The organism is Pseudomonas sp. Emmai (assembly GCF_055179735.1).
In genome coordinates this window covers 4602212-4620529 of record NZ_CM143685.1, presented here as the reverse complement: position 1 = coordinate 4620529, position 18318 = coordinate 4602212, and the positions used below count along the sequence as shown (strand labels likewise).

Below are 18318 nucleotides of genomic sequence, written 5' to 3'. Positions count from 1 at the left end.
ATTCTCAAAGAGGTTTTTGGCTCGAAATAATACCTCGTTGAACTAGTGGCTATTCGATGAATAAAATATTTAGGTAGTTTTTATTGATGCTGTTCTCTTCGCACCAGATATCAAAACGTTCTTTCTCGGCGGAAACAAAGCCAGTACCGTCATCATTTGTAATTATGTGTGTGATTGAGTGAATTGGTCTGATGGAGTTGCCTTCTTTCATAAAAGCTCTTGTCATTATCAATCGATCCATAACCTCTTCGTTTGTTAAGTTGTATTCTTTCATTAAATAATCATTCATGTCAGTGTCGAGATAAAGGTATCCCCCTTGCATAGCCAAAATATTGATAGCCGAAATCTCCGCAGCGCCTACTTGTGCAGGTATCCATTTATCATTATCTTCTCGAATTAAACTTCTTTCTTTGAATTCTAGTGTTTCGTAAGCCCAGCCGACTTGGTCTCCAATTTCTACAACTTTAGAGACTATTAACGGCTGGATGCTGTCCATGTGTAGTCCGTCATCCCATGGCATGTCAATGTTAAAATAGCTGGATATTTTAGACCATATAATTTCTAATATCATTTTAGCTGTGTTATGTCGGGTTGAGAGTACCGAAATCCATTCGTCCTTATTTCTTATTGCTAAAAATGGAGCGCCATTACCCTTTATTAAGCAGAACTGATTGGATGTAACTAGTGATGGTATACCTGTAATTCCTAATCCGGTCCCGTTTATTTTTCTTTCTTCTAGTATATCTACGAATGCCGTTCTTAAGCCCGCTTCACTTTTATAACCGTTATAGCCGTGGATTATAGTTACCGGGGTCAGGGCTTCTTGTACCAAGCAGTAAAATAAAACTTGATCTGTTTTTGATAGTTTGTATATGTCCGAATAATTTTCGGGTGCTACCTTTCCGGTTATTTGTGAATAAAGCTGCCTCGAAGAGGTGATGTTAGGCTCATATCCGTCGTTGTCGACTATATTGTTAAAGTGTTCTGCGTACTTTTTCTTTATGTTTTCTAAGTGGTTTAATGCATCTGCGTAATCGCTTTTGCGCAATGTTTTTTTCACCTCGAAAATACATAGTATCTGCTCGATGTCGTAAAAATATTCTTTGGTAAGTCCGAACCTTTGTCCCTCGCCATGTACTAGCATGCAATCAATTTGTTCTGGTAATTTTTCATTTCCGATACAGATGAATCCAGATACAACACTAAGGTCGAGGTTTTTTGGTATGGAGAAACTTTGATCTATGCCGCTTTTCGTTATTTCTTCATACGCGCTACCCAGCGTTGGCATATGAGGCATTTTAATGTCTGCTATCTTTGAAGTCTCTTCTCTTATGAACATTTCTAATAAATCCGAAGCCTTGCTAATCATTTGCACACTCTATTTGTATGATGTTGCTGCGGAAAAAGCATTATGATTTGCCAGTGTATGTTTATTTTAGTTGTTGTCGGCTGACGGGTTTAGATTTGTTATGCTTGTCAGTCTTTTTGTGAGCTTCTCTCTTAGGTCGCGAATATTTTCGTATTCAGGGCAGTTGTATCCCGCCAAATCGAAGTGCAATCCCGTTCCGGACTTTCGAAAAAGGATGACTCGCTTGCCAAGTGCGTGAGCGTAACCAATTTCATAATAGACATTTGGCCGTGCTCCTGTTAAATCGGCAAAAAGGAACTCGGAGCTTCGTATTTCATTTAAGACTCTATCAGTGATGAGTCCGTCGTGTTCTATGTCGTCCGCTCGTACAGCTTTTATTTTAAAAGAGTTGAATGTTGATCTGACTGCATCGGCAATGTCAGTTAGTTCAGGATGGTTTGGGTCCATCCACATCATTATAAATGCCGTTCCGGCTCGGTATTTTGCTGGCTCTGTTGCCGTAACTAAAGTAGTGCCCAAGTCTGGAGGTCCTGACGCTTCAGTGAGCTTCAGAATTGCTATGAGTGATGAGAACTTTAAAAAAAATTCACTTTCTGCTGATTTTGGTGAGATTCCTTGATTTTCAAACTGATCGGCTGGGCGAAATCCTAGTACCGTGCCTTCATCGTGTATGGCATCAGGCTCACGATAGTTATATCTGCGGAGCTTTAGCGTTGCGCGCATTGCTTTAGCCGAAATTTTTATGTCTTGTAGGTCTTCTGAACCCGTTAAAGTGGAAGAGCGTGCTATATTCGCTAGTGCCGCGCAAGTAGGAAGAAGTTGGTCAATGATGCGGTTTGAGAAGGTCTGTAACTCAGGGGAGAGCAAGTCCCAGAAATAATTGACAGATTCGTAGTTTGAAGTAAAAGGTGAGTTGGTTTTCTCGGTTAACTCTAGAGTTGCTTTAGAGAAAAACAGTTTTGCGTCACTTTCAGTTGCTCTAAGTTTTTCTCGGATTTCTAGTTTTAACTCTTGAGACATAATGTGTATTCCAGAATTTTCATTGTTTTATTGGTTTGGTTATCACGTGAAAGGCATTTGCAGTGACAAATAACTTTTATTTTGCATTGCTGTTCATTCAGTCTGAGATAATCGGTACTGATTGAGCGTAGTCAAAAATCGGCAGTAGATTCCATTTATTTTTCGGTGCGAATGTGCTTCTTCTATCCAGTAGAATGTCCCGGAGCCACATTCCTGAAGCGAGACGGACCCTCAATGCAAACCCCCACCACCTCCATCCCCCTCTGGAAAACCTACCTCCTTTTCCTAGCCCCCATGGTCCTCTCCAATTTCCTCCAATCTATGTCGGGCACGATCAACAGCATCTACATCGGCCAAATGCTCGGCACCCAAGCCCTCGCAGCCGTCTCGGGCATGTTCCCCATCGTCTTCTTCTTCATCGCCCTGGTCATCGGCCTCGGCGCCGGTGCTGGCGTACTCATCGGTCAAGCCTGGGGCGCTCGCGAAACCCATCTGGTGAAAACCATCGCCGCCACGACTTTGCTGTTGGGCGCGATGATTGGGTTGGTGGCGGCGGTGTTGGGGAGTGTGTTTGCGCGGCCAGCCTTGCAGGGTTTGGGCACGCCGGCGGATGTGTTGGACGATGCGGTGGCCTACGCCCACGTGATGATGTGGATCATGCCGTCGCTGTTGGTTTACGTGCTGTTTACGCAGTTGCTGCGTGGGGTGAGTGATACCGTTTCGCCGTTGGTGGCGTTGATTGTTTCGACGTGTATTGGTCTGGCGCTGACGCCTGCCTTGATTAAAGGCTGGTTGGGTTTTGCGCCGATGGGGATTCAGAGTGCGGCGTTTGCGGGGTTGGCGGGGAATTTGTCGGCGATGGGGTGGTTGGCGTGGCGGTTGATTCGTAAGGGGCATCCGTTGGCGCCGGATCGGGAGATGTTTGCGGCGATGCGGTTGGACCTGGACATTCTGGGCAAGGTGTTGCGCATCGGGTTGCCGACCGGGTTGCAGATGGTGGTGTTGTCGGCGTCGGAGTTGGTGATTCTGGCGTTGGTGAATCAGCACGGTTCCCAGGCGACGGCGGCGTATGGGGCGGTGACGCAGATTGTGAATTACGTGCAGTTTCCGGCGTTGTCGATTGCGATCACGGCGTCGATTCTTGGGGCGCAGGCGATTGGGGCGGGGCGGCTGGAGCGGATCACGCCGATTCTGCGCACGGGGATATTGATTAACGTGTGTTTGACCGGTGGTTTGGTGTTGCTCGGGTATCTGTTGTCGCACTGGTTGTTGGGTTTGTTCCTGACGGAGGATTCGACCCGGGCGATGGCGGAGCATCTGTTGCACATCATGCTGTGGAGTCTGTTGGTGTTTGGCTTCCAGGCGATTATCGGCGGGATCATGCGCGCCAGCGGCACGGTGTTGGTGCCGATGGTGATTTCGATTGTTTGTGTGGTCGGGGTGCAGTTGCCGGTGGCGTATCTGCTGGACGCGAAGTACGGATTGCAGGGTGTGTGGATGGCGTTTCCGGTGGCGTATTTGGGGATGCTGGCGTTGCAGACGGTGTATTACAAGTTTGTTTGGCGGCATCAGAAGATTGAGCGGTTGGTGTAGGCGCGGGATCTTAAGCATGAACAATCGGCAAGGTTTTCAGGCCGCTTGGGGTTTGGATATGTGCGATCAGGTAAGGCTTTGCGGTCGCTTCCAGGGCATGCAGATGAACTGGCCCGGTAAAGTTGATCGCGCTGAGCAGTGCCTGGACCTTTGCGGGATCGGGATCGAACACGTCCAGCGCCACCAGCTCACAGCCTCGGTCCAGCATGGCGCTCGCGGGATGTGGCGTTTGCGCCCATTGAATCAACGTTGGCGCTGACCCGTTCAGCGGCAGGCTGCCGTCGGCGGGGAGGGTGATTTGCCAGGCCAGGGTGCCTCGGGTCATGGGCTCGGGATTGCCGAGGATGGCGCGACAGGTTTCGCTCATGGCGTGGATGTCGTCGGTGCGGGCGACCCACGTGGCCAGACGCGGCGGCGTATCACCCGCCAAGTCGTCCATGCCGAACCAGCGCGGCCGGTCGGGGCGTTGGGCCGATGGGTCTATGGCGATCACTTCCAGATAAACGTCCGGGCCCAGGCGCAGTAACCGGTTATGGGTGCCCATGCGCGGATGCGCGCCGCCCGGTTGCAGGTCGACGCCAAGCACGCGGCTGACGAAGGCGCAGCCGCTGTCGAGGTCGGGGGCGACGATGGCGAGGTGGTCGAGGGTGCTTTTCATGGGGATGCGCCTTCCATTTAAACAACAGGGAGAACTATTTAATGCCTGATGCAGTGTTTGTCAGTAGAACCGTTTCATTCGGCGACTGCGACCCCGCTGGCGTGGTGTTTACGCCGCGATTTTCCTACTTCGCCATTGAGGCCATTTACACCGCGCTGGACAGTTGGCTGGGCGCCCCCGGCCTTCGAACGCTGATGGGTTTTGATGTGCTGCCGCCGGTGCGGGCTATGTCGGTGGAGATGCTCAAGCTGTTGACCTGGGATGATGAGCTGAGCATCAAAGTCAGTGTGGCCAAGGTGGGGGTTCATTCCTTCACTTTTCGGGTCGAAGGTTTTGTCCGGGACGAGACGTTAGCGTTTACCGCGACGGTCACCCACGTGTGTATTTCGCCTGAGACCAAAGAAGTCGTCGCCGTTCCAGAACGACTCAGGGCGCTGCTTTCTTAAGCGTGGCTTGTCTCGGTCAGGCTGGCTTAATGCGAAATACAAAGGGGCCGACGCTCACACGTCGGCCCCTTTTTTCCGTTTAGCGTCCGTTGCTCAATCCACCAGTACCTCCGGTGACACCACCCAAACGCTGCAGGGCATTTTGTACAGCAGGTGTTCCACGGTGCTGCCCACCAGGCGTTCTATGCCGTGATGGCCGACCCGGCCCATGACGATCACATCGATGTTGTAGGCATCGGCATAACTGGCCAGGACCTTGGCCGGGTTGCCCATGATCATGTGGCGTTGCTCCGGCGGGATGCCGTTGCGCTCGGCCAGTTCGTTGAACGTCTGGCTCTGCGCGTCGAACAAGGTCTTGGCATTGCTGGAGGAAAAGTACGCAGAGGCGTTGTCGAAGCCGAATTCCTCGGCGCTGATGGAGGACAGGTCATGGGCGTAGATAACGTCGACCTGGGCGTTACACGCGGTCGCCAATTTCACCGCCTCGCGCAGGATCCGGTCGTTGAAGTCTTTGTATTGGCCATCGCGATGGAAGGGGTCGACCGCCGCGACGATTCTTCGCGGCAAGGCATGCTGCACATGACTCACAAAGTGCAGCGGCACCGGGCATTCGCGCAGCAGGTGTATGTCCAGCGGGGTAAACATCAGCCGCGAGAGCAGCGATTCGTGTTCCAGCGCCTTGATCAGCAAGGCGATTGGCTGTTCTTTGAGGTGAATCAGGATTTCCTGCAAGGGCCTTTCGACCCAGACCACTTCCGTGGTGACAGTGACGCCGATGTTGCGCAAGGGCCGGGCCTGGTCCTCCAGCCACTGGCGATGGCGCTCGACATAGCCCAAGCGCATCTGTTCCAGCGCCTGTTCGTTGACCAGGCCGGCGGTCGCCAAGCCCTCAAGGTAATCGAAGGCCACAATGTGCAACGCCGCATTTTCGGCCTTGGCCAGTGCGGCGGCCCGGTCGAAAGCAGGGCTGTTTTGCATCAGCGGTGAGGCGACCAGCATGAAACGTGATTGCTCAGACATGGAAATCTCCCTTGGGTTATCACACCGACGCTGGCCGACAGGGCCGCGAGAGGCTGTTGGCGGTGACATCTGACCAAGATGCTGCCGGACGGCGTTTCAGACTTGATCTGTATCAAACCGATGCCTTACGGCACGGGCCGTCCGATGTGTGGTTGCCGCGATGCCGTCGATTCTCAATGGGTTGATCATGATCAATCTATCCTTGAACAGGTCGGTGCAGGCTTGTGCCCATTGCCCCTCGACGTCGAAACCAGGGCGGGCACGGCCCACCCGGACATCCATCCAATGAATGACACACTCGGCATAGCAGGTGCAGCGGCTGCACTGGGGATCGGCATGCTCATCGGTCTTGAACGCGAGCGGCACAAGGGACGAGGCGACAGCCGTGCCTGTGCCGGTTTGCGCACGTTCGCGATCACGGCATTGTTGGGCTATGTGGCGATGCAGGTCGGTGGTGGCTTGCTGTTGGGGATCATGGCGATCTGTGTGGCGTTGCTGGTCACGGTGGCGTACTGGCGAAGCCTGAGCGATGACCCCGGCGTGACCAGTGAAGTGGCGTTACTCACGGTGTTGGTATTGGGCGCGTTGTGTGGCTCTGCGCCGGAACTGGCCATTGCCATTGGCGTGGTGGTGGCGGGGTTGCTGACGTACCGTCAAAAACTGCACCACTTCGCCCGTAGCCAATTGACCGAAGCTGAAATGCGCGATGGCTTGGTGTTGTTGATCGTCGCACTGGTGGTGTTGCCGCTGGCCCCGGACCGTTTCATCGGTCCCTATGCCGCGATCAATCTGCGCACCATTTGCACCCTGACCGTGTTGTTGATGGCGGTGGGGGCCGTGGGGCATGTCGCCGTGCGTGCCTTGGGCACTCATTACGGCTATGCGATCAGCGCCATCGCCTCCGGGTTTGCTTCCAGTACCGTAACCATCGCCACCATGGGACATCTGGTCACCAAGGAACCGGGCAACCTCAGAGTCCTGGCCGCGGCGGCGATATTGTCCAATTTGGCCACTGTCATTCAGGTCGGCCTGATTCTGGGAGCGGTTGACATCGGGCTGTTGCGCCACATGTGGGGGCCGTTGTTGTGCGGTGTCGCGGCCACGGCGCTGTATGGCCTGTGCCTGATGTTTTCCCAGCGAGCGACCGGTGTCAGCCAGCCGATCAAGGTTGGAGGTGCGTTCAACCTCAAGCTGGCCCTGGTCGTCACGTTGACCATGACCGGCATCACCTTGCTGTCGTCGGTCATGCTCAACCTCTTTGGTGAGGTGGGGGTGATGCTGACGGCCACCTTCACCGGTTTCGCCGACGCTCACTCCTCGACGGCGTCGATTGCCGCCCTGGTCAAATCCGGTCAGTTGCCGTTCGACGCCATGGCCACCCCTGCGCTGATCGCGGTCAGCAGCAACGCCGTGAGCAAATGCCTGGTGGCCTGGATCAGTGGCGGGCGGCGGTTTGCCGCTTATGTGATTCCCGGACAGCTGGGGCTGACGCTGGCGATGTGGGCCGGCACCTTGCTGCACTGAGGCCCGTCATGACGTGCCGAGCCGGGGTTTTGCCGACCAGATCTGGCTTGGAATAGCCGCTCAAGAGGCAGAACGCGTTATTGATCCAGACGATGCAACCAGTCGGTTCGGTGATCAATACCGGATTTGTCGCAGCATCCAATGCTCTTACCCGTAATGGCTGGTTGTTTTCGATCATTGTCCCCTCCGATGCTGCCGTTGGCGTGGGATACGTTGTTTCAGACCAGGGGAAAGAGCGGGGAGGGTTGATCAAAATCGACTTTAAACGTGCGACGTGAACAGCAAAAAGGAACGTTACAGCTGATTAAGATCAAGTCGCCCCGGGCCGGAATGCTCAATCTGTAGATCAATTCGTTGCATTGAGATGGCCGCGTGCCGAGGTGCCCCATGTCGCAGACTCAGCGTTTACTGTTAATCGCTCCCCCAGCCATGACCCGCACACCGGCGTTCGACCGGGCCGCGGCACTGGCGCTCGCCATGCAATTGCCCTTGCACATCGTGGCGTTTGATTATCTGCAGGCCCTGGCGGTGGCCGGCCTGTTTGCTCCCGAGCAGATCAACCTGGCCCGGGAAGGGTATCTGCAAACCCATCGGCAATGGCTCGCGGCGCAAGCCGGATTGATGAGCCGGCACGGTGTCGAGGTCACCAGCGAGGTGGTGTGGGTACAGCATCCTTTTGAAGAAATCCTGCATTTCGTCAACGAGATGTCGCTGACGCTGATCATCAAGGATGCCCAGGAAGAATCAGCGTTGAAACGGGTATTTTTCACACCCCTGGACTGGCAGTTGCTGCGCGACTGCCCGGTGCCGGTGCATTTGGTCACGAATGCTGTTCACCCACGGCCGCGCAGCGTGTTGGCGATTGTCGATGTGCTGCGCAGCGAGGAGCAGGACCTGGTCTTCAATGACCGGATTATCGAGGCGGCGGTGAAGCTGGCCGAAGAATGCGTGGCCACGCTCGAACTGGTGCATGTGTATGACTGGACGGCGTTGTATGCCCAAGACATGGGCGTAGGCGCATTGCCGCTGGCCAACGGGATTTATGAGGCACTGGGCGCGGGGCAACATGAGGCGTTTGCCGCTCTGGCCGAACGTCATGGCGTACCGCCGGATCGTCGCCATTTCATTGAGGGCGCACCGCTGTCGGGGATCTGTGACTTTGCCATGGAGCATGGGACGGACGTGATTGTCATGGGGACCGTACAACACAGCGGGTTGAAAAAACTCCTGGGGACCACGGCCGAACAACTCTTGCATCGGGCGCCGTGCAGCGTGCTGGCGATCAAGCCAGGGCGCACGCTGTCATCCTGAGTTGACGCAGAATCGCCCCGCGATGAACCGTTGGCCGGTCCGTCGCGGGGCGATTGTTTACAGGCAAAGACGATGGATGACCTGACAGCTGTCGTCGGGATCGTTGTGTGTTTCGAAACCCAGGGCCTTGGCCAGGTCACGCATCGGGGCATTGCTGGAGGCGTCCACCGAATACATCTGGCGAAAACCGTTCTTGCGAGCGCCCTTGATCAAATGCTCCATCAACGCCGTGGCCAGCCCCAAGTGCTTCCATTCATCGGCGACTGTTACCGCACATTCGCACTCGCTTTCGCCGGTGGCGGCGTAACGGGCCAAGCCGATCTCGATCAGATGGCCATTCTCATGGACCAGCGCGATGAAGGCCGCACGCTGTTTGTCATCGACGTCCATCAACTGATTGAGCATGGCGGCACCGGGCTCGTTGATGTGGGCGAGAAAACGCATGTGCCGGGACTCTGGAGACAGGCGCTTGATAAACGCGTATTCACGGTCGCGGTCTTTTTCCGTCAGGGGGCGAATCAACACATGGCGGCCGTCCTTGAGCGCTTCGATCCAGTATTTGCCGGTGACTGCGGCGTAGGCGGCAGCCGCCCGATCATTGTGGTCTTTGACGGTGAGCATGGGGTGATCCTCCATCCGGTTTCAAAGGTCGGCGCGCGGTGACGAACCACGCCGCTCATTCCTTTGTACGCCGTTGGCGGCGTGTAAACCTGATCTGGATCAGACACCCGTGACGGGGGTGTTGATTTGTGTGTTTGTGGAGGAGTACCCGGCGGATGTAATGGCGAAGGGAGGTCCGCCATCCTGGTCACGTCGTGGCGGCGGCTGCCGTGCGGCGCTAGCGCAAGGGGCGGTGACAGCCCACAACCAGTTGTTTGAGGCCTTCCATGTTCTGGATGTCGACATTTCGGCCGGAGATTTCCACCAGCCCTTGATCCCGCAGATGCGCGATGCCGCGGCAGATCGTTTCCAGACGCAGCCCCAGGTAGGAGCCGATCTCCTCACGGCGCATTTTCAGCACGAAGTTGCGCGAGGAATACCCCCGCATATTCAAACGCTGGGACAGGTTCAACAAAAAGGCTGCCAGGCGCTCATCGGAGTTCATATTGCCCAGCATCATCAGCATGTCGTGATCGCGCACGATTTCCCGGCTCAGGATTTTGTTCAGGTTGTGCTGCAGTGACGGCAGCTCCTGAGCGAGTTTCTCCAGGTGCGCGAAGTGGATGGGGCAGACTTCGCTGTCTTCCAGGGCAAACGCGTTGCAGGCATGCAGGTCGGTGCTGATAGCGTCCAGGCCGAGTATTTCGCCGGGCATCTGGAAGCCCGTGACCTGCTCGCGACCATCGACCGAGAGCACGCTGGTCTTGAATGAGCCGATACGCACCGCGTACAGCGAGCGTAATGCATCGCCTGCGCGGTAGAGGGTTGCGCCTTTTTTAACCTTCAAACGTTGCACGATCAGCGTGTCGAGGCGCTCGACCTCCGGGCTGGTCAGGCCAATCGGCAGGCACAGCTCCAAAACACTGCAGTTGGAGCATGCGGCCTTAAGGTGTTGAATTTGAAGCGGGCGGGCTTCGGGCATGGAATATGGCACCGTCTTGGGGTGCTCGTAGCATAGATCGCGGGTCATTGAATGCGGCATTCGTTCGGACGTTTGCCGGGCTAATCGACGAACGGGGAAAAACCGCTGCACCTTTGGTCCGGGTGATGGCCTGGGAGGTGATGCAAATCAAGCCTTGGACGGTTCGGATTCCCGGGGGATACCGGCTGAGGCGCGTCTGAAACCGGCCCGCCGCCGACGAAAATTGGTTATTTGTGCTTCCAGTACTTTTGCATTTCAAGAAACAGAAAGGAGGCGGTCCAGGTGATGAGCACCAGGCCGGTCAGGGCCTCCAGACCGGTCAGGAATTTGAGGTTGCCCACGGGAGAAATATCGCCGAAGCCGATGGTTGTGTAGGTGGTGAAGGAAAAGTACACGCAGTCCAGGAACGAGCCGTCGAAACTGCCAATCAGGGCGCCCCATTCGCCGGAGCGCGCCATCAGGTAATAGACCAGCGCGAAGCACCAGACTTCTATCGCGTGGGCCAGCAGCGCACCGAACACGCCGACGACAATCCTGAAACGGCTCCACAGCTTGAGCCGGGGCAGCCAATCGTTCAGGCGCGACAGGCATTCGTAATGGATCACGACAACGATGATGACCACCAGCGTATTGATCAGCGTGACTGCCAGCATCGCCAACTCCAGTGATAGGGGGCACGTGTCGCTCCGTGCCATGAGGCACACAGGCCGTCCGCTTTTTTCTACGCCTGAGCGACGTAGATGCGTTGAGCTATATCAACAATACCTCTGCGAGCCTGCCGTGGCTTCGTGCATTGACCCAAAGCCCCCATTTGTTGACAGAGATCAGAGCCGGCGCCCGACAACGCCAGATACTCGAACGACAGCTTGCTCCAGCTACGATAAACCGAGGGAAACCAACATGCGCTCGTTCGTTGCCGTGTGCAGTCAGGCCGGTAAAGCGTTCCCTGGACGAGGTATGTGATGCTCAAACTCAAACGAATCCTTTTGATTGCCCCCACCGAAATGACCCGTACCCCGGCGTTTGATCGGGCACAGGCATTGGCCATAGCCACCGGCGCGTTGTTGCACATCGTGGCCTTCGATTATGTGCAGGCGCTGGCGCTGGCCGGGGTGTTTGACCACGACGCCATGGCCCAGGCACGAGAGGGCTACTTGCAGGTGCATCGTCACTGGCTGGAGCAGCAAGCCCGGTTTCAGCAGAGCGCGGGGTTGCAGGTGACGACGGAAGTGGTCTGGGCCAAGTCAAGCCTGGCGCAGGTGCTGACCTATGTGAATGACTTCCACGCGGATCTGGTGATCAAGGACACCCACCATGTGCCCGCACTCGACCGTGCTTTCCACCGCCCGCTGGACTGGCTCTTGCTGCGCGACTGTCCGGCCCCCTTGCTCTTGGTAACCGAAGCCAGCCACCCCAAACCGTTGAAGATTCTGGCGGCCATTGATCTGTCCCATCTGGAAGATCTGACCCAAGGGCTCAATGACCGGGTTCTCGACCTGGCCTCGCTGCTGGCGCTTTCCTGTGGCGCCGCGTTGCACGTGCTTAACGTCAACAACTGGTCGGTGGTGGGCGGCGCGCAGCGGAGTCTGCCGACCCCGTGCCTGGATGACAGTTTGAGAGACGCGGTCAACGATGCCCAGGAAGAGGCCTTTGATGTGCTTGCCGAACGCCATGACATCGAGAAAAAACGCCGGCATCTACTGACCGGCATCCCCCACAAGGTGATCGAGCTTTTCTCCCGGCAAAATGCCTTCGACATGGTGGTGCTGGGCACGACCTATCACCCTGGGGTCGACAGGTTCATCGGCAGTACCGCCGAGAGTGTGCTGAACCACGGGCCCTGCAGTTTGATGATCGTCAAGCCGTTGCCCCGGCTCGGCTGAAAGGGGCATGCGTCGCGCCCTGGTCATAGAGATGGCCCGGCAAACATCCCGTTTGCCGAGCCTCCACAATAGAGCTCGCTCAAGTACACCCTTACAGGGCCAATGTCCCGGACCACAGCAAGGTCGCGCAGTTGCAAGGCACGGTGGCCGGCGTAGGTTTCACCCTGCCGGGTCAGTTTGCGCGCGTACACCCATGGCCCGGCTGCGGCCTGAAGCACGCCAGCTATTGAAGGTTAAATCGCTCGGAACAACCCGCAGGCCTCACCGCAGCGCTCCCCTCGATTCATTGCGCCGATAAAAATCGCCCGATCTCCTCCACGGTACTGCGTGCCGTGCGCGTGACGCCGATCAGCGTCGCGGAGGCGGCCCCCGTCCAATCGCCATAGCCCACCAGCCACAAGCGCGGCTCTTGAATGGAATGGGTGCCTTCGACGGCGACACGTCCATCGGCGGTGTAAACGCCCAGTGATTCCAGATAGCCGAGGGCCGGGCGGAAACCGGTGCACCAGATCACCGCATCGACCGGTGTTTGGGTGCCATCGGCCCACACCACGCCGGTTTCGGAGAAGCGCTGGAAAGGTCGAACGGCGTGCAGCACGCCACGCTCCCGGGCGTCGAGGACCGGCGGCACCATCACGATATCGCCCAATCCGCCGACCGGTTGCTCAACGACGATGCCGGCGAGCTGGGCCTTCCAGCGTTCGGTGGCGCGTTCGAACAGCACTCGACCGTCGACGTCATCGGCGAGAAATTGCGGCGCTTGCGGGGTGATCCATGTGGTGTCTGCCACTTGGGACACTTCAGCGAGGATCTGCGCGCCGGAGTTGCCACCGCCCACCACCAGGACTTTTTTTCCGGCAAATGGCTTGGGGTCCACGTAGTGGGCCGAATGCAATTGCTGGCCGGTAAAGGTTTCGTTGCCGGGGTAATGCGGCACGAAGGGATGGCGCCAGGTGCCGGTCGCGCTGACCACCGTGCGGGCCAGCCAGCTACGGCCCTGGGCTTTGACGTGCAGGCGATGGTCCCGGCGCTCGATAGCGTCTACCCAATAGGGGCGCTCGATGGGGAAGTGGTAGCGCTGTTCATACTGGCGCAGGTAATCGATTACGTTGTCGCGGCTTGGGTAGCCGTCCGTGACCGGCGGCATCATCCAGCCGGGGAGGGAACTCCAGGTCGAGGGTGAAAACAGTCGCAGCGAATTCCAGCCATGGCGCCAGGCGCCGCCCGGTGCGGCTTCGGCATCGATGATCACAAACGAGCGCTGGGTCCGGCGCAGGAAGTAAGCCACGGCGAGTGCGGACTGGCCGCCGCCGATAATGGCGACATCCACTTCGGTGGGGGTAGAAGGCATGGGGAATCCTCAGGGCGCGAGCGTCACGCCAAGGTAACCCATGCCGATTGGCTGTTTATTGATGTTTCTCAAGCGTTCGGTGCATCGGCTCAAAACGCCAATTTCGGCCCCAGATAAGCATTGGCGCTGGCGATGTCGTCATCCCCCAATGCCCCCACATCCGCCGCCAGCCGCAGTTTGGCCAGCAGGTAACGCAGCTTGGCTTCGAACAAGTCACGGCGGGCGGTGTAGATCTGCTCCTGGGCATTGAGGATATCGACGTTGGTGCTGCTGCCGGCGAGGAAGCCTTTTTTCGAGGAGTCCAGTGAGCGCTCGCTGGATTTGACCGCTTTTTCCAGTGCATGGATGCGCGCTTCGCCGCTTTGCACGCCGCGAAATTCCCGGGTGGTGCCGGAGATGATTTCCTCGCGGGTGGCGTTCAAGTCCTCTTCGGCCTGGTCCCGGGTGGCGACGCTTTGCCGGGCGCGAGCGCTGACGTAGCCGCCGCTGTACAGCGGAATGTTCAGCTCCAGCCCGGCGGAGGTGTAGCGGTTGCGCTGGTTTTGGGTGGACAGGGTTTCGCTGTCGGCGGCGGTGTAACCGACCACCAAATCAAGGGTCGGCCAGTGTCCGGCCTTGGCCTTGGCCACTTCTTCGTCAGCAGTGTTGACGTTCAAGCGTCGGGCACGAATCGAGGGGCTGTCGGTGCCGGCGCGGATGATCCATTCCTGCAGGTTGTCCGGTTGCAGGGGCGGGGTCGGGAAGGTGTCTTGCAGGGTGGCGATGTCTTCGGGAGGCTGGCCGAGGTATTCCTGCAACAGACGCCGGGCGACGGTCACGCTGTCTTCGGCTTCGATCAGTTCAGCCTGGGCCAGGTCGCGCCGGGCCACGGCTTCGTCGATGTCGGTGATGGTGCCGTCGCCCAGGTCCTTGCGCCGTTGGGTCGAGGCCACTTGTTCATCGAAGGATTTGAGTTTGGCCGTCGCCAGTTCCACGGTTTCGTGGGCCAGCAACACGTCGAAGTAACGCCCGGCCAGCTTCACCGCCGCGTCCTGCGCCTTGCCATCGAACACCGCCACGCCGTAGTCGGCCTGGTATTCGCCCTGGCGATATTCGGCCATTTTTTGCTTGTTAAAGAGCGGTTGGCGCAGTTGCAACGTCGCGCCCCGGGAGTTGTAGTTCAGGTCGTTGGTGTGGCTGTTGCCGTAAAAATCCGGCTGCTTTTGCGTGCCGTTGATGTGGTTGTCGAACGCGGTGATGCCGATTTTGGGCAACAGCCCGGAATGGCCGATGGCACGGTTTTCCAGGGCCGCATCTCTTTCGTGACCGGCGGACAGGTAGGTCGGGCCCTGGAACTGCATCAAATTCCAGGACTCGCGAAGGTCCAGGGCTGCGGCTGATTGAGCCAGGGTCAGCAAAGCGGCAATGCCAATGAACCGCTTCACGTCATTGCTCCTTGAACGCGCTATTGACGCGGTCCAGCAGCGGTTTCAACAGGTAGCTGAGCATGTTGCGCTCACCGGTCTTGATGGTGACCGAGGCCGGCATGCCCGCACGGATGTGGTTGCTGCCGAGCATGGCCATGCCGGCCGGCGTCACTTCGATCTGCGCCAGGTAGAACGGCTGCTTGTTTTCTTCATTCAGCAGCCGGTCGGCGGAAATGGTCAGCACCTGGCCCGGGATGTTCGGTGTCTGCACGTGGTTGAACGCCGGGAACGAGATGCTCACCGGCAGGCCTGGTGACATGCGGTCGATGGCTTGCACCGGAATCATCGCGTCGATCTGCAACGGTTCGTGGCCCGGTACGATTTCCATGATCTTGAAACCGGGAGCGATCACACCGCCGATGGTCGACACGCTCAAACCCTGGACCATGCCGTCGATGGGCGAACGGATCACCGTGTGCCGCACCTGATAATCCAGGGCCTGCAAGCGGTCGGTGAGGGCGCTGTTTTCCTTCTGCACATCGGCCAGCATCGACTGCACTTCCTTGCGGTAGTCGAACTCGCGCTGCAGGATGCGCAACTTGATATCCGCCACCTGGCCCTTGGCCCGGGCAATGTTGTTGAGGTTATCGGCCTGGGAGGCATTGAGGTCCGAGCCGGTGCGTTCGAGTTCGAGCATGCGGTTGCGCGGCACATAGCCCTCGGCGGCCAGTTGGCGCACCCCGACCAGTTCCTGATTGAGGAAGCCGATCTGTGCCGAGCGGGCGCCGTAGATGTGCTGCAGACCCTTGATCTGTGCCTCGGCGGAGTTGAGTGATTCACGCAGGATGCCGATTTCGCCCTCAAGGGCGGCGCGGCGCGTGGTGAACAAATGCCGTTGCAGGAGGATTGCGTTGTTCAGGTGCTCGTTACCGGCGTAGCGCTGCACCATGGCGGGGTCGAAGGCCACGTCGGGCAAGCCGTCACGTTCGGCTTCCAAACGGTTTTCCATGGTTTTGGTGGCGATGAACTGGGCATTGACCACCCCTTGTTCTGACAACGCTTGCGTCGCGTCGAGGCGTACCAGTTCCTGATCCTTGCTGACGCTGTCGCCTTCGCGCACCAGAATCGCTTCGACGCTGCCGCCCGTGAGGTGCTGGATGGTCTTGCGGTTGCTGGTGACTTTGACCGTGGCCGTGGCGACGATCCCGGCGTCCAGCGGCGCCAGCCACGACCACAGCAGAAACCCGCCAAACCCGAGGATCACCAGCAACACGCCCCAGCGTGCCGGGCGGTGGTCATCGACATCGATATTAGCCGCTGCGCTTTGCAGTTCCTGGCCACGGGGATCGAGACTCAAGGCGCCCATTTATTCTCTCCCGCGAACGGCTGACAGGGTGGGTGCGCCCACGGTCGGCAGCACGCTGGTTTGACGCAGGGCGGCAAACACTTCCTCCCGGGGACCGAACAGTTGGGTGCTGCCTTCTCGCAGCATCAGCACTTTGTCGACGGTGCCGAGGATGCTCGGGCGGTGGGAGATCAGGACCGTGGTGCAACCCCGGACCTTGAGGTCTTCAAGGACCTCGATCAGGGCCTTTTCACCGGCGTCGTCGAGGTTGGCGTTCGGCTCGTCGAGCACGATGATCGCCGGCTCGCCGTAGAGCGCGCGGGCCAGGCCGATGCGCTGGCGCTGCCCGCCGGACAGCGGGTTGCCGTCCACGTCCAGGACGGTGTCGTAGCCGTGGGCAAAGCGCAGGATCATGTCGTGCACCCCGGCGCGCTTGGCCGCGACGATCACCGCGTCACTGTCGACTTCACCGAAACGCGCGATGTTGTCGGCGATGCTGCCTTCGAACAATTCCACGTCCTGGGGCAGGTAACCGACCCAAGGCCCGAGCTCCTCCTTGTTCCACAGGTAAACGTCCACGCCATCGAGGCGCACCTTGCCGCTTTGCGCCGGCCAGATGCCCACCAGCAGACGCGCCAGGGTCGATTTACCGGATGCGGACGGGCCGATGATGCCCAGGGATTCGCCTGGCGACAGGTTGAAGTGCGGGCCGCGAATGATCGATTGGCTCATGCCTGGCGCCCCGGCGTGCAGGTGCTCCACCGAGAGCATGCCCAACGGCCGCTGCAGCTTCATCGCATCGGCCCGGGGCGGGAATTCCTGCAGCAGGTTCCTCAATCGCGACCAGGCGCGGCGGCTAGTCAACAGTTGCTTCCAGGCGCCGATCAGTTGCTCCACCGGCGCCAGCGCGCGGCCGCTGAGGATCGAGCAGGCGATCATCATGCCGGGGGTGATTGAGCCTTCAATCGCCAGCAAGGCACCGGTGCCAAGGATCAGCGATTGCAGGGTGATCCGCACAAAACGCCCCAAACCGCTGATGTAGGCAGCCCGGTCGGACGCCAGGGTTTGCATTTCCAGTATCCGCAGGTGACTGCCGAACCAGCGCCGGGTGATCGCCGGCAACATGCCCATGGCTTCGATGACTTCGGCGTTGCGCAGGTTGTTGTTGGCGAAGGTGCCGGAGACCTGGGCGGCCATGCCCGCTTCACCCAAGGGTTTTTTGGTGGCTATTTCGGTGAGCCAGGTCAAGGCGACCAGGATCAGCGAGCCGCCGAGGGTAACGGCCCCAAGCAACGGGTGAATCAGGTAGGCGACGAACAGGTAGATCGGCGTCCATGGCGCATCGAAGAACGCAAACAGGCCGTTGCCGGTGAGAAACTGACGCACTTGCGCGAGGTCTTGCAGAGCCTGCGCCGGGTTGCCGCCGGCACGCTGCAGATTGCGCTCGAAGGCGGCAGTAAATACGCGACGGTTCAGCGCCATGTCCAGTCGATTGCCAACCCGGATCAGCACCCGTGTGCGCACCACTTCCAGCATGGCCAGCAGGGTGTACAAACCGATCATCAGAATCGTCAGCATCAGCAGCGTGGTGAGGTTACTGCTGACCAGTGCTCGGTCGTACACCTGCAGCATATAAATGGCCGGTGCCAGCATCAGCACGTTGATCACGCCACTGAAGCCGGCCAGCGAATAGAAGGTATGGCGCAGCCGAAAAAACACTTCGGCAAACTCGGATCGCTGCTGGGTTTTCTTGTCCATCGGAAGGTTCCAATGCCGTGGTTTTATGTACCTCAGCGTAGGAGAGCGACTG

The 18318-nt window shown here is 58.0% G+C and carries 18 protein-coding genes; 6 read left to right on the top strand and 12 right to left on the bottom strand.

Translation table 11 applies throughout. From position 1 onward, the window contains the following. Nucleotides 1-49 precede the first annotated feature (49 nt). Together ACY4LX_RS21230 and ACY4LX_RS21225 are read right to left on the bottom strand one after the other, a co-directional pair. Nucleotides 50-1369, bottom strand: coding sequence for a DUF6602 domain-containing protein (locus ACY4LX_RS21230; protein WP_463257734.1), 1320 nt, complete (start codon nt 1367-1369; stop codon nt 50-52). 66 nt (nt 1370-1435) lie between these two features. Then, on the bottom strand, nt 1436-2389 hold the full coding sequence (locus ACY4LX_RS21225; protein ID WP_463257733.1) for a hypothetical protein: 954 nt from the start codon (nt 2387-2389) through the stop codon (nt 1436-1438). Between the two features lie 234 nt (nt 2390-2623). Between ACY4LX_RS21225 and ACY4LX_RS21220 the strand changes: the two genes are divergently transcribed. Beyond that, a complete protein-coding gene (locus ACY4LX_RS21220; RefSeq protein WP_149661650.1) occupies nt 2624-3982 on the top strand; it encodes an MATE family efflux transporter in 1359 nt (452 codons plus the stop codon). Between the two features lie 10 nt (nt 3983-3992). Here ACY4LX_RS21220 and ACY4LX_RS21215 read toward each other — a convergent pair whose 3' ends face one another. Continuing rightward, the gene (locus ACY4LX_RS21215) at nt 3993-4640 is read right to left on the bottom strand and encodes a VOC family protein (RefSeq protein WP_463257732.1); all 648 of its coding nucleotides are present in this window, start codon (nt 4638-4640) and stop codon (nt 3993-3995) included. Nucleotides 4641-4681: 41 nt separating this feature from the next. On the opposite strand from ACY4LX_RS21215, the gene ACY4LX_RS21210 reads away from it, so the two are divergent. Continuing rightward, nucleotides 4682-5086, top strand: a complete 405-nt coding sequence (locus ACY4LX_RS21210; protein WP_149661652.1) for an acyl-CoA thioesterase — start codon at nt 4682-4684, stop codon at nt 5084-5086. Nucleotides 5087-5179: 93 nt separating this feature from the next. On the opposite strand, the gene ACY4LX_RS21205 is transcribed toward ACY4LX_RS21210, so the two are convergent. After that, nucleotides 5180-6106, bottom strand: coding sequence for a universal stress protein (locus tag ACY4LX_RS21205; RefSeq protein WP_463257731.1), 927 nt, complete (start codon nt 6104-6106; stop codon nt 5180-5182). 285 nt (nt 6107-6391) lie between these two features. On the opposite strand from ACY4LX_RS21205, the gene ACY4LX_RS21200 reads away from it, so the two are divergent. Beyond that, a complete protein-coding gene (locus ACY4LX_RS21200; RefSeq protein WP_463257730.1) occupies nt 6392-7630 on the top strand; it encodes an MgtC/SapB family protein in 1239 nt (412 codons plus the stop codon). Here the strand turns inward: ACY4LX_RS21200 and ACY4LX_RS21195 are convergent. Then, the gene (locus ACY4LX_RS21195) at nt 7542-7808 is read right to left on the bottom strand and encodes a PAS domain-containing protein (protein ID WP_463257729.1); all 267 of its coding nucleotides are present in this window, start codon (nt 7806-7808) and stop codon (nt 7542-7544) included. The two genes, ACY4LX_RS21200 and ACY4LX_RS21195, sit on opposite strands and share 89 nt — an antisense overlap. Here ACY4LX_RS21195 and ACY4LX_RS21190 point away from each other — a divergent pair. Together ACY4LX_RS21190 and ACY4LX_RS21185 are read left to right on the top strand one after the other, a co-directional pair. Further along, on the top strand, nt 7723-7908 hold the full coding sequence (locus tag ACY4LX_RS21190; RefSeq protein WP_463260671.1) for a hypothetical protein: 186 nt from the start codon (nt 7723-7725) through the stop codon (nt 7906-7908). The genes ACY4LX_RS21195 and ACY4LX_RS21190 overlap by 86 nt on opposite strands. Nucleotides 7909-8017: 109 nt before the next feature. Next, on the top strand, nt 8018-8941 hold the full coding sequence (locus tag ACY4LX_RS21185) for a universal stress protein (protein ID WP_463257728.1): 924 nt from the start codon (nt 8018-8020) through the stop codon (nt 8939-8941). A 57-nt stretch (nt 8942-8998) separates the two neighbouring features. Here the strand turns inward: ACY4LX_RS21185 and ACY4LX_RS21180 are convergent, their stop codons facing one another. The 3 genes from ACY4LX_RS21180 to ACY4LX_RS21170 form a co-directional block, all read right to left on the bottom strand. Next, nucleotides 8999-9562 (bottom strand): N-acetyltransferase family protein, encoded by a 564-nt coding sequence (locus ACY4LX_RS21180; protein ID WP_463257727.1) that lies wholly within the window; start codon nt 9560-9562, stop codon nt 8999-9001. Between the two features lie 217 nt (nt 9563-9779). Beyond that, entirely contained in the window at nt 9780-10523 is a 744-nt protein-coding gene (gene fnr, locus ACY4LX_RS21175) for a fumarate/nitrate reduction transcriptional regulator Fnr (RefSeq protein ID WP_149661698.1), read from the bottom strand. Nucleotides 10524-10750: 227 nt separating this feature from the next. Next, nucleotides 10751-11176: a potassium channel family protein gene (locus ACY4LX_RS21170; protein WP_463257726.1), complete on the bottom strand. Its 426-nt coding sequence runs from the start codon at nt 11174-11176 to the stop codon at nt 10751-10753. 309 nt (nt 11177-11485) lie between these two features. Between ACY4LX_RS21170 and ACY4LX_RS21165 the strand changes: the two genes are divergently transcribed. After that, nucleotides 11486-12406, top strand: a complete 921-nt coding sequence (locus ACY4LX_RS21165; RefSeq protein WP_463257725.1) for a universal stress protein — start codon at nt 11486-11488, stop codon at nt 12404-12406. A 283-nt stretch (nt 12407-12689) separates the two neighbouring features. Here the strand turns inward: ACY4LX_RS21165 and ACY4LX_RS21160 are convergent, their stop codons facing one another. The 4 genes from ACY4LX_RS21160 to ACY4LX_RS21145 all read right to left on the bottom strand — a co-directional run bounded on the left by ACY4LX_RS21160 (nt 12690) and on the right by ACY4LX_RS21145 (nt 18266). Next, nucleotides 12690-13757 (bottom strand): ArsO family NAD(P)H-dependent flavin-containing monooxygenase, encoded by a 1068-nt coding sequence (locus ACY4LX_RS21160; protein ID WP_463257724.1) that lies wholly within the window; start codon nt 13755-13757, stop codon nt 12690-12692. An 89-nt stretch (nt 13758-13846) separates the two neighbouring features. Further along, entirely contained in the window at nt 13847-15181 is a 1335-nt protein-coding gene (locus ACY4LX_RS21155; RefSeq protein WP_256672397.1) for a TolC family outer membrane protein, read from the bottom strand. Nucleotide 15182: 1 nt separating this feature from the next. Further along, a complete protein-coding gene (locus ACY4LX_RS21150) occupies nt 15183-16529 on the bottom strand; it encodes an HlyD family type I secretion periplasmic adaptor subunit (protein ID WP_463257723.1) in 1347 nt (448 codons plus the stop codon). Further along, nucleotides 16530-18266, bottom strand: coding sequence for a type I secretion system permease/ATPase (locus ACY4LX_RS21145; protein ID WP_463257722.1), 1737 nt, complete (start codon nt 18264-18266; stop codon nt 16530-16532). Nucleotides 18267-18318: the final 52 nt, after the last annotated feature.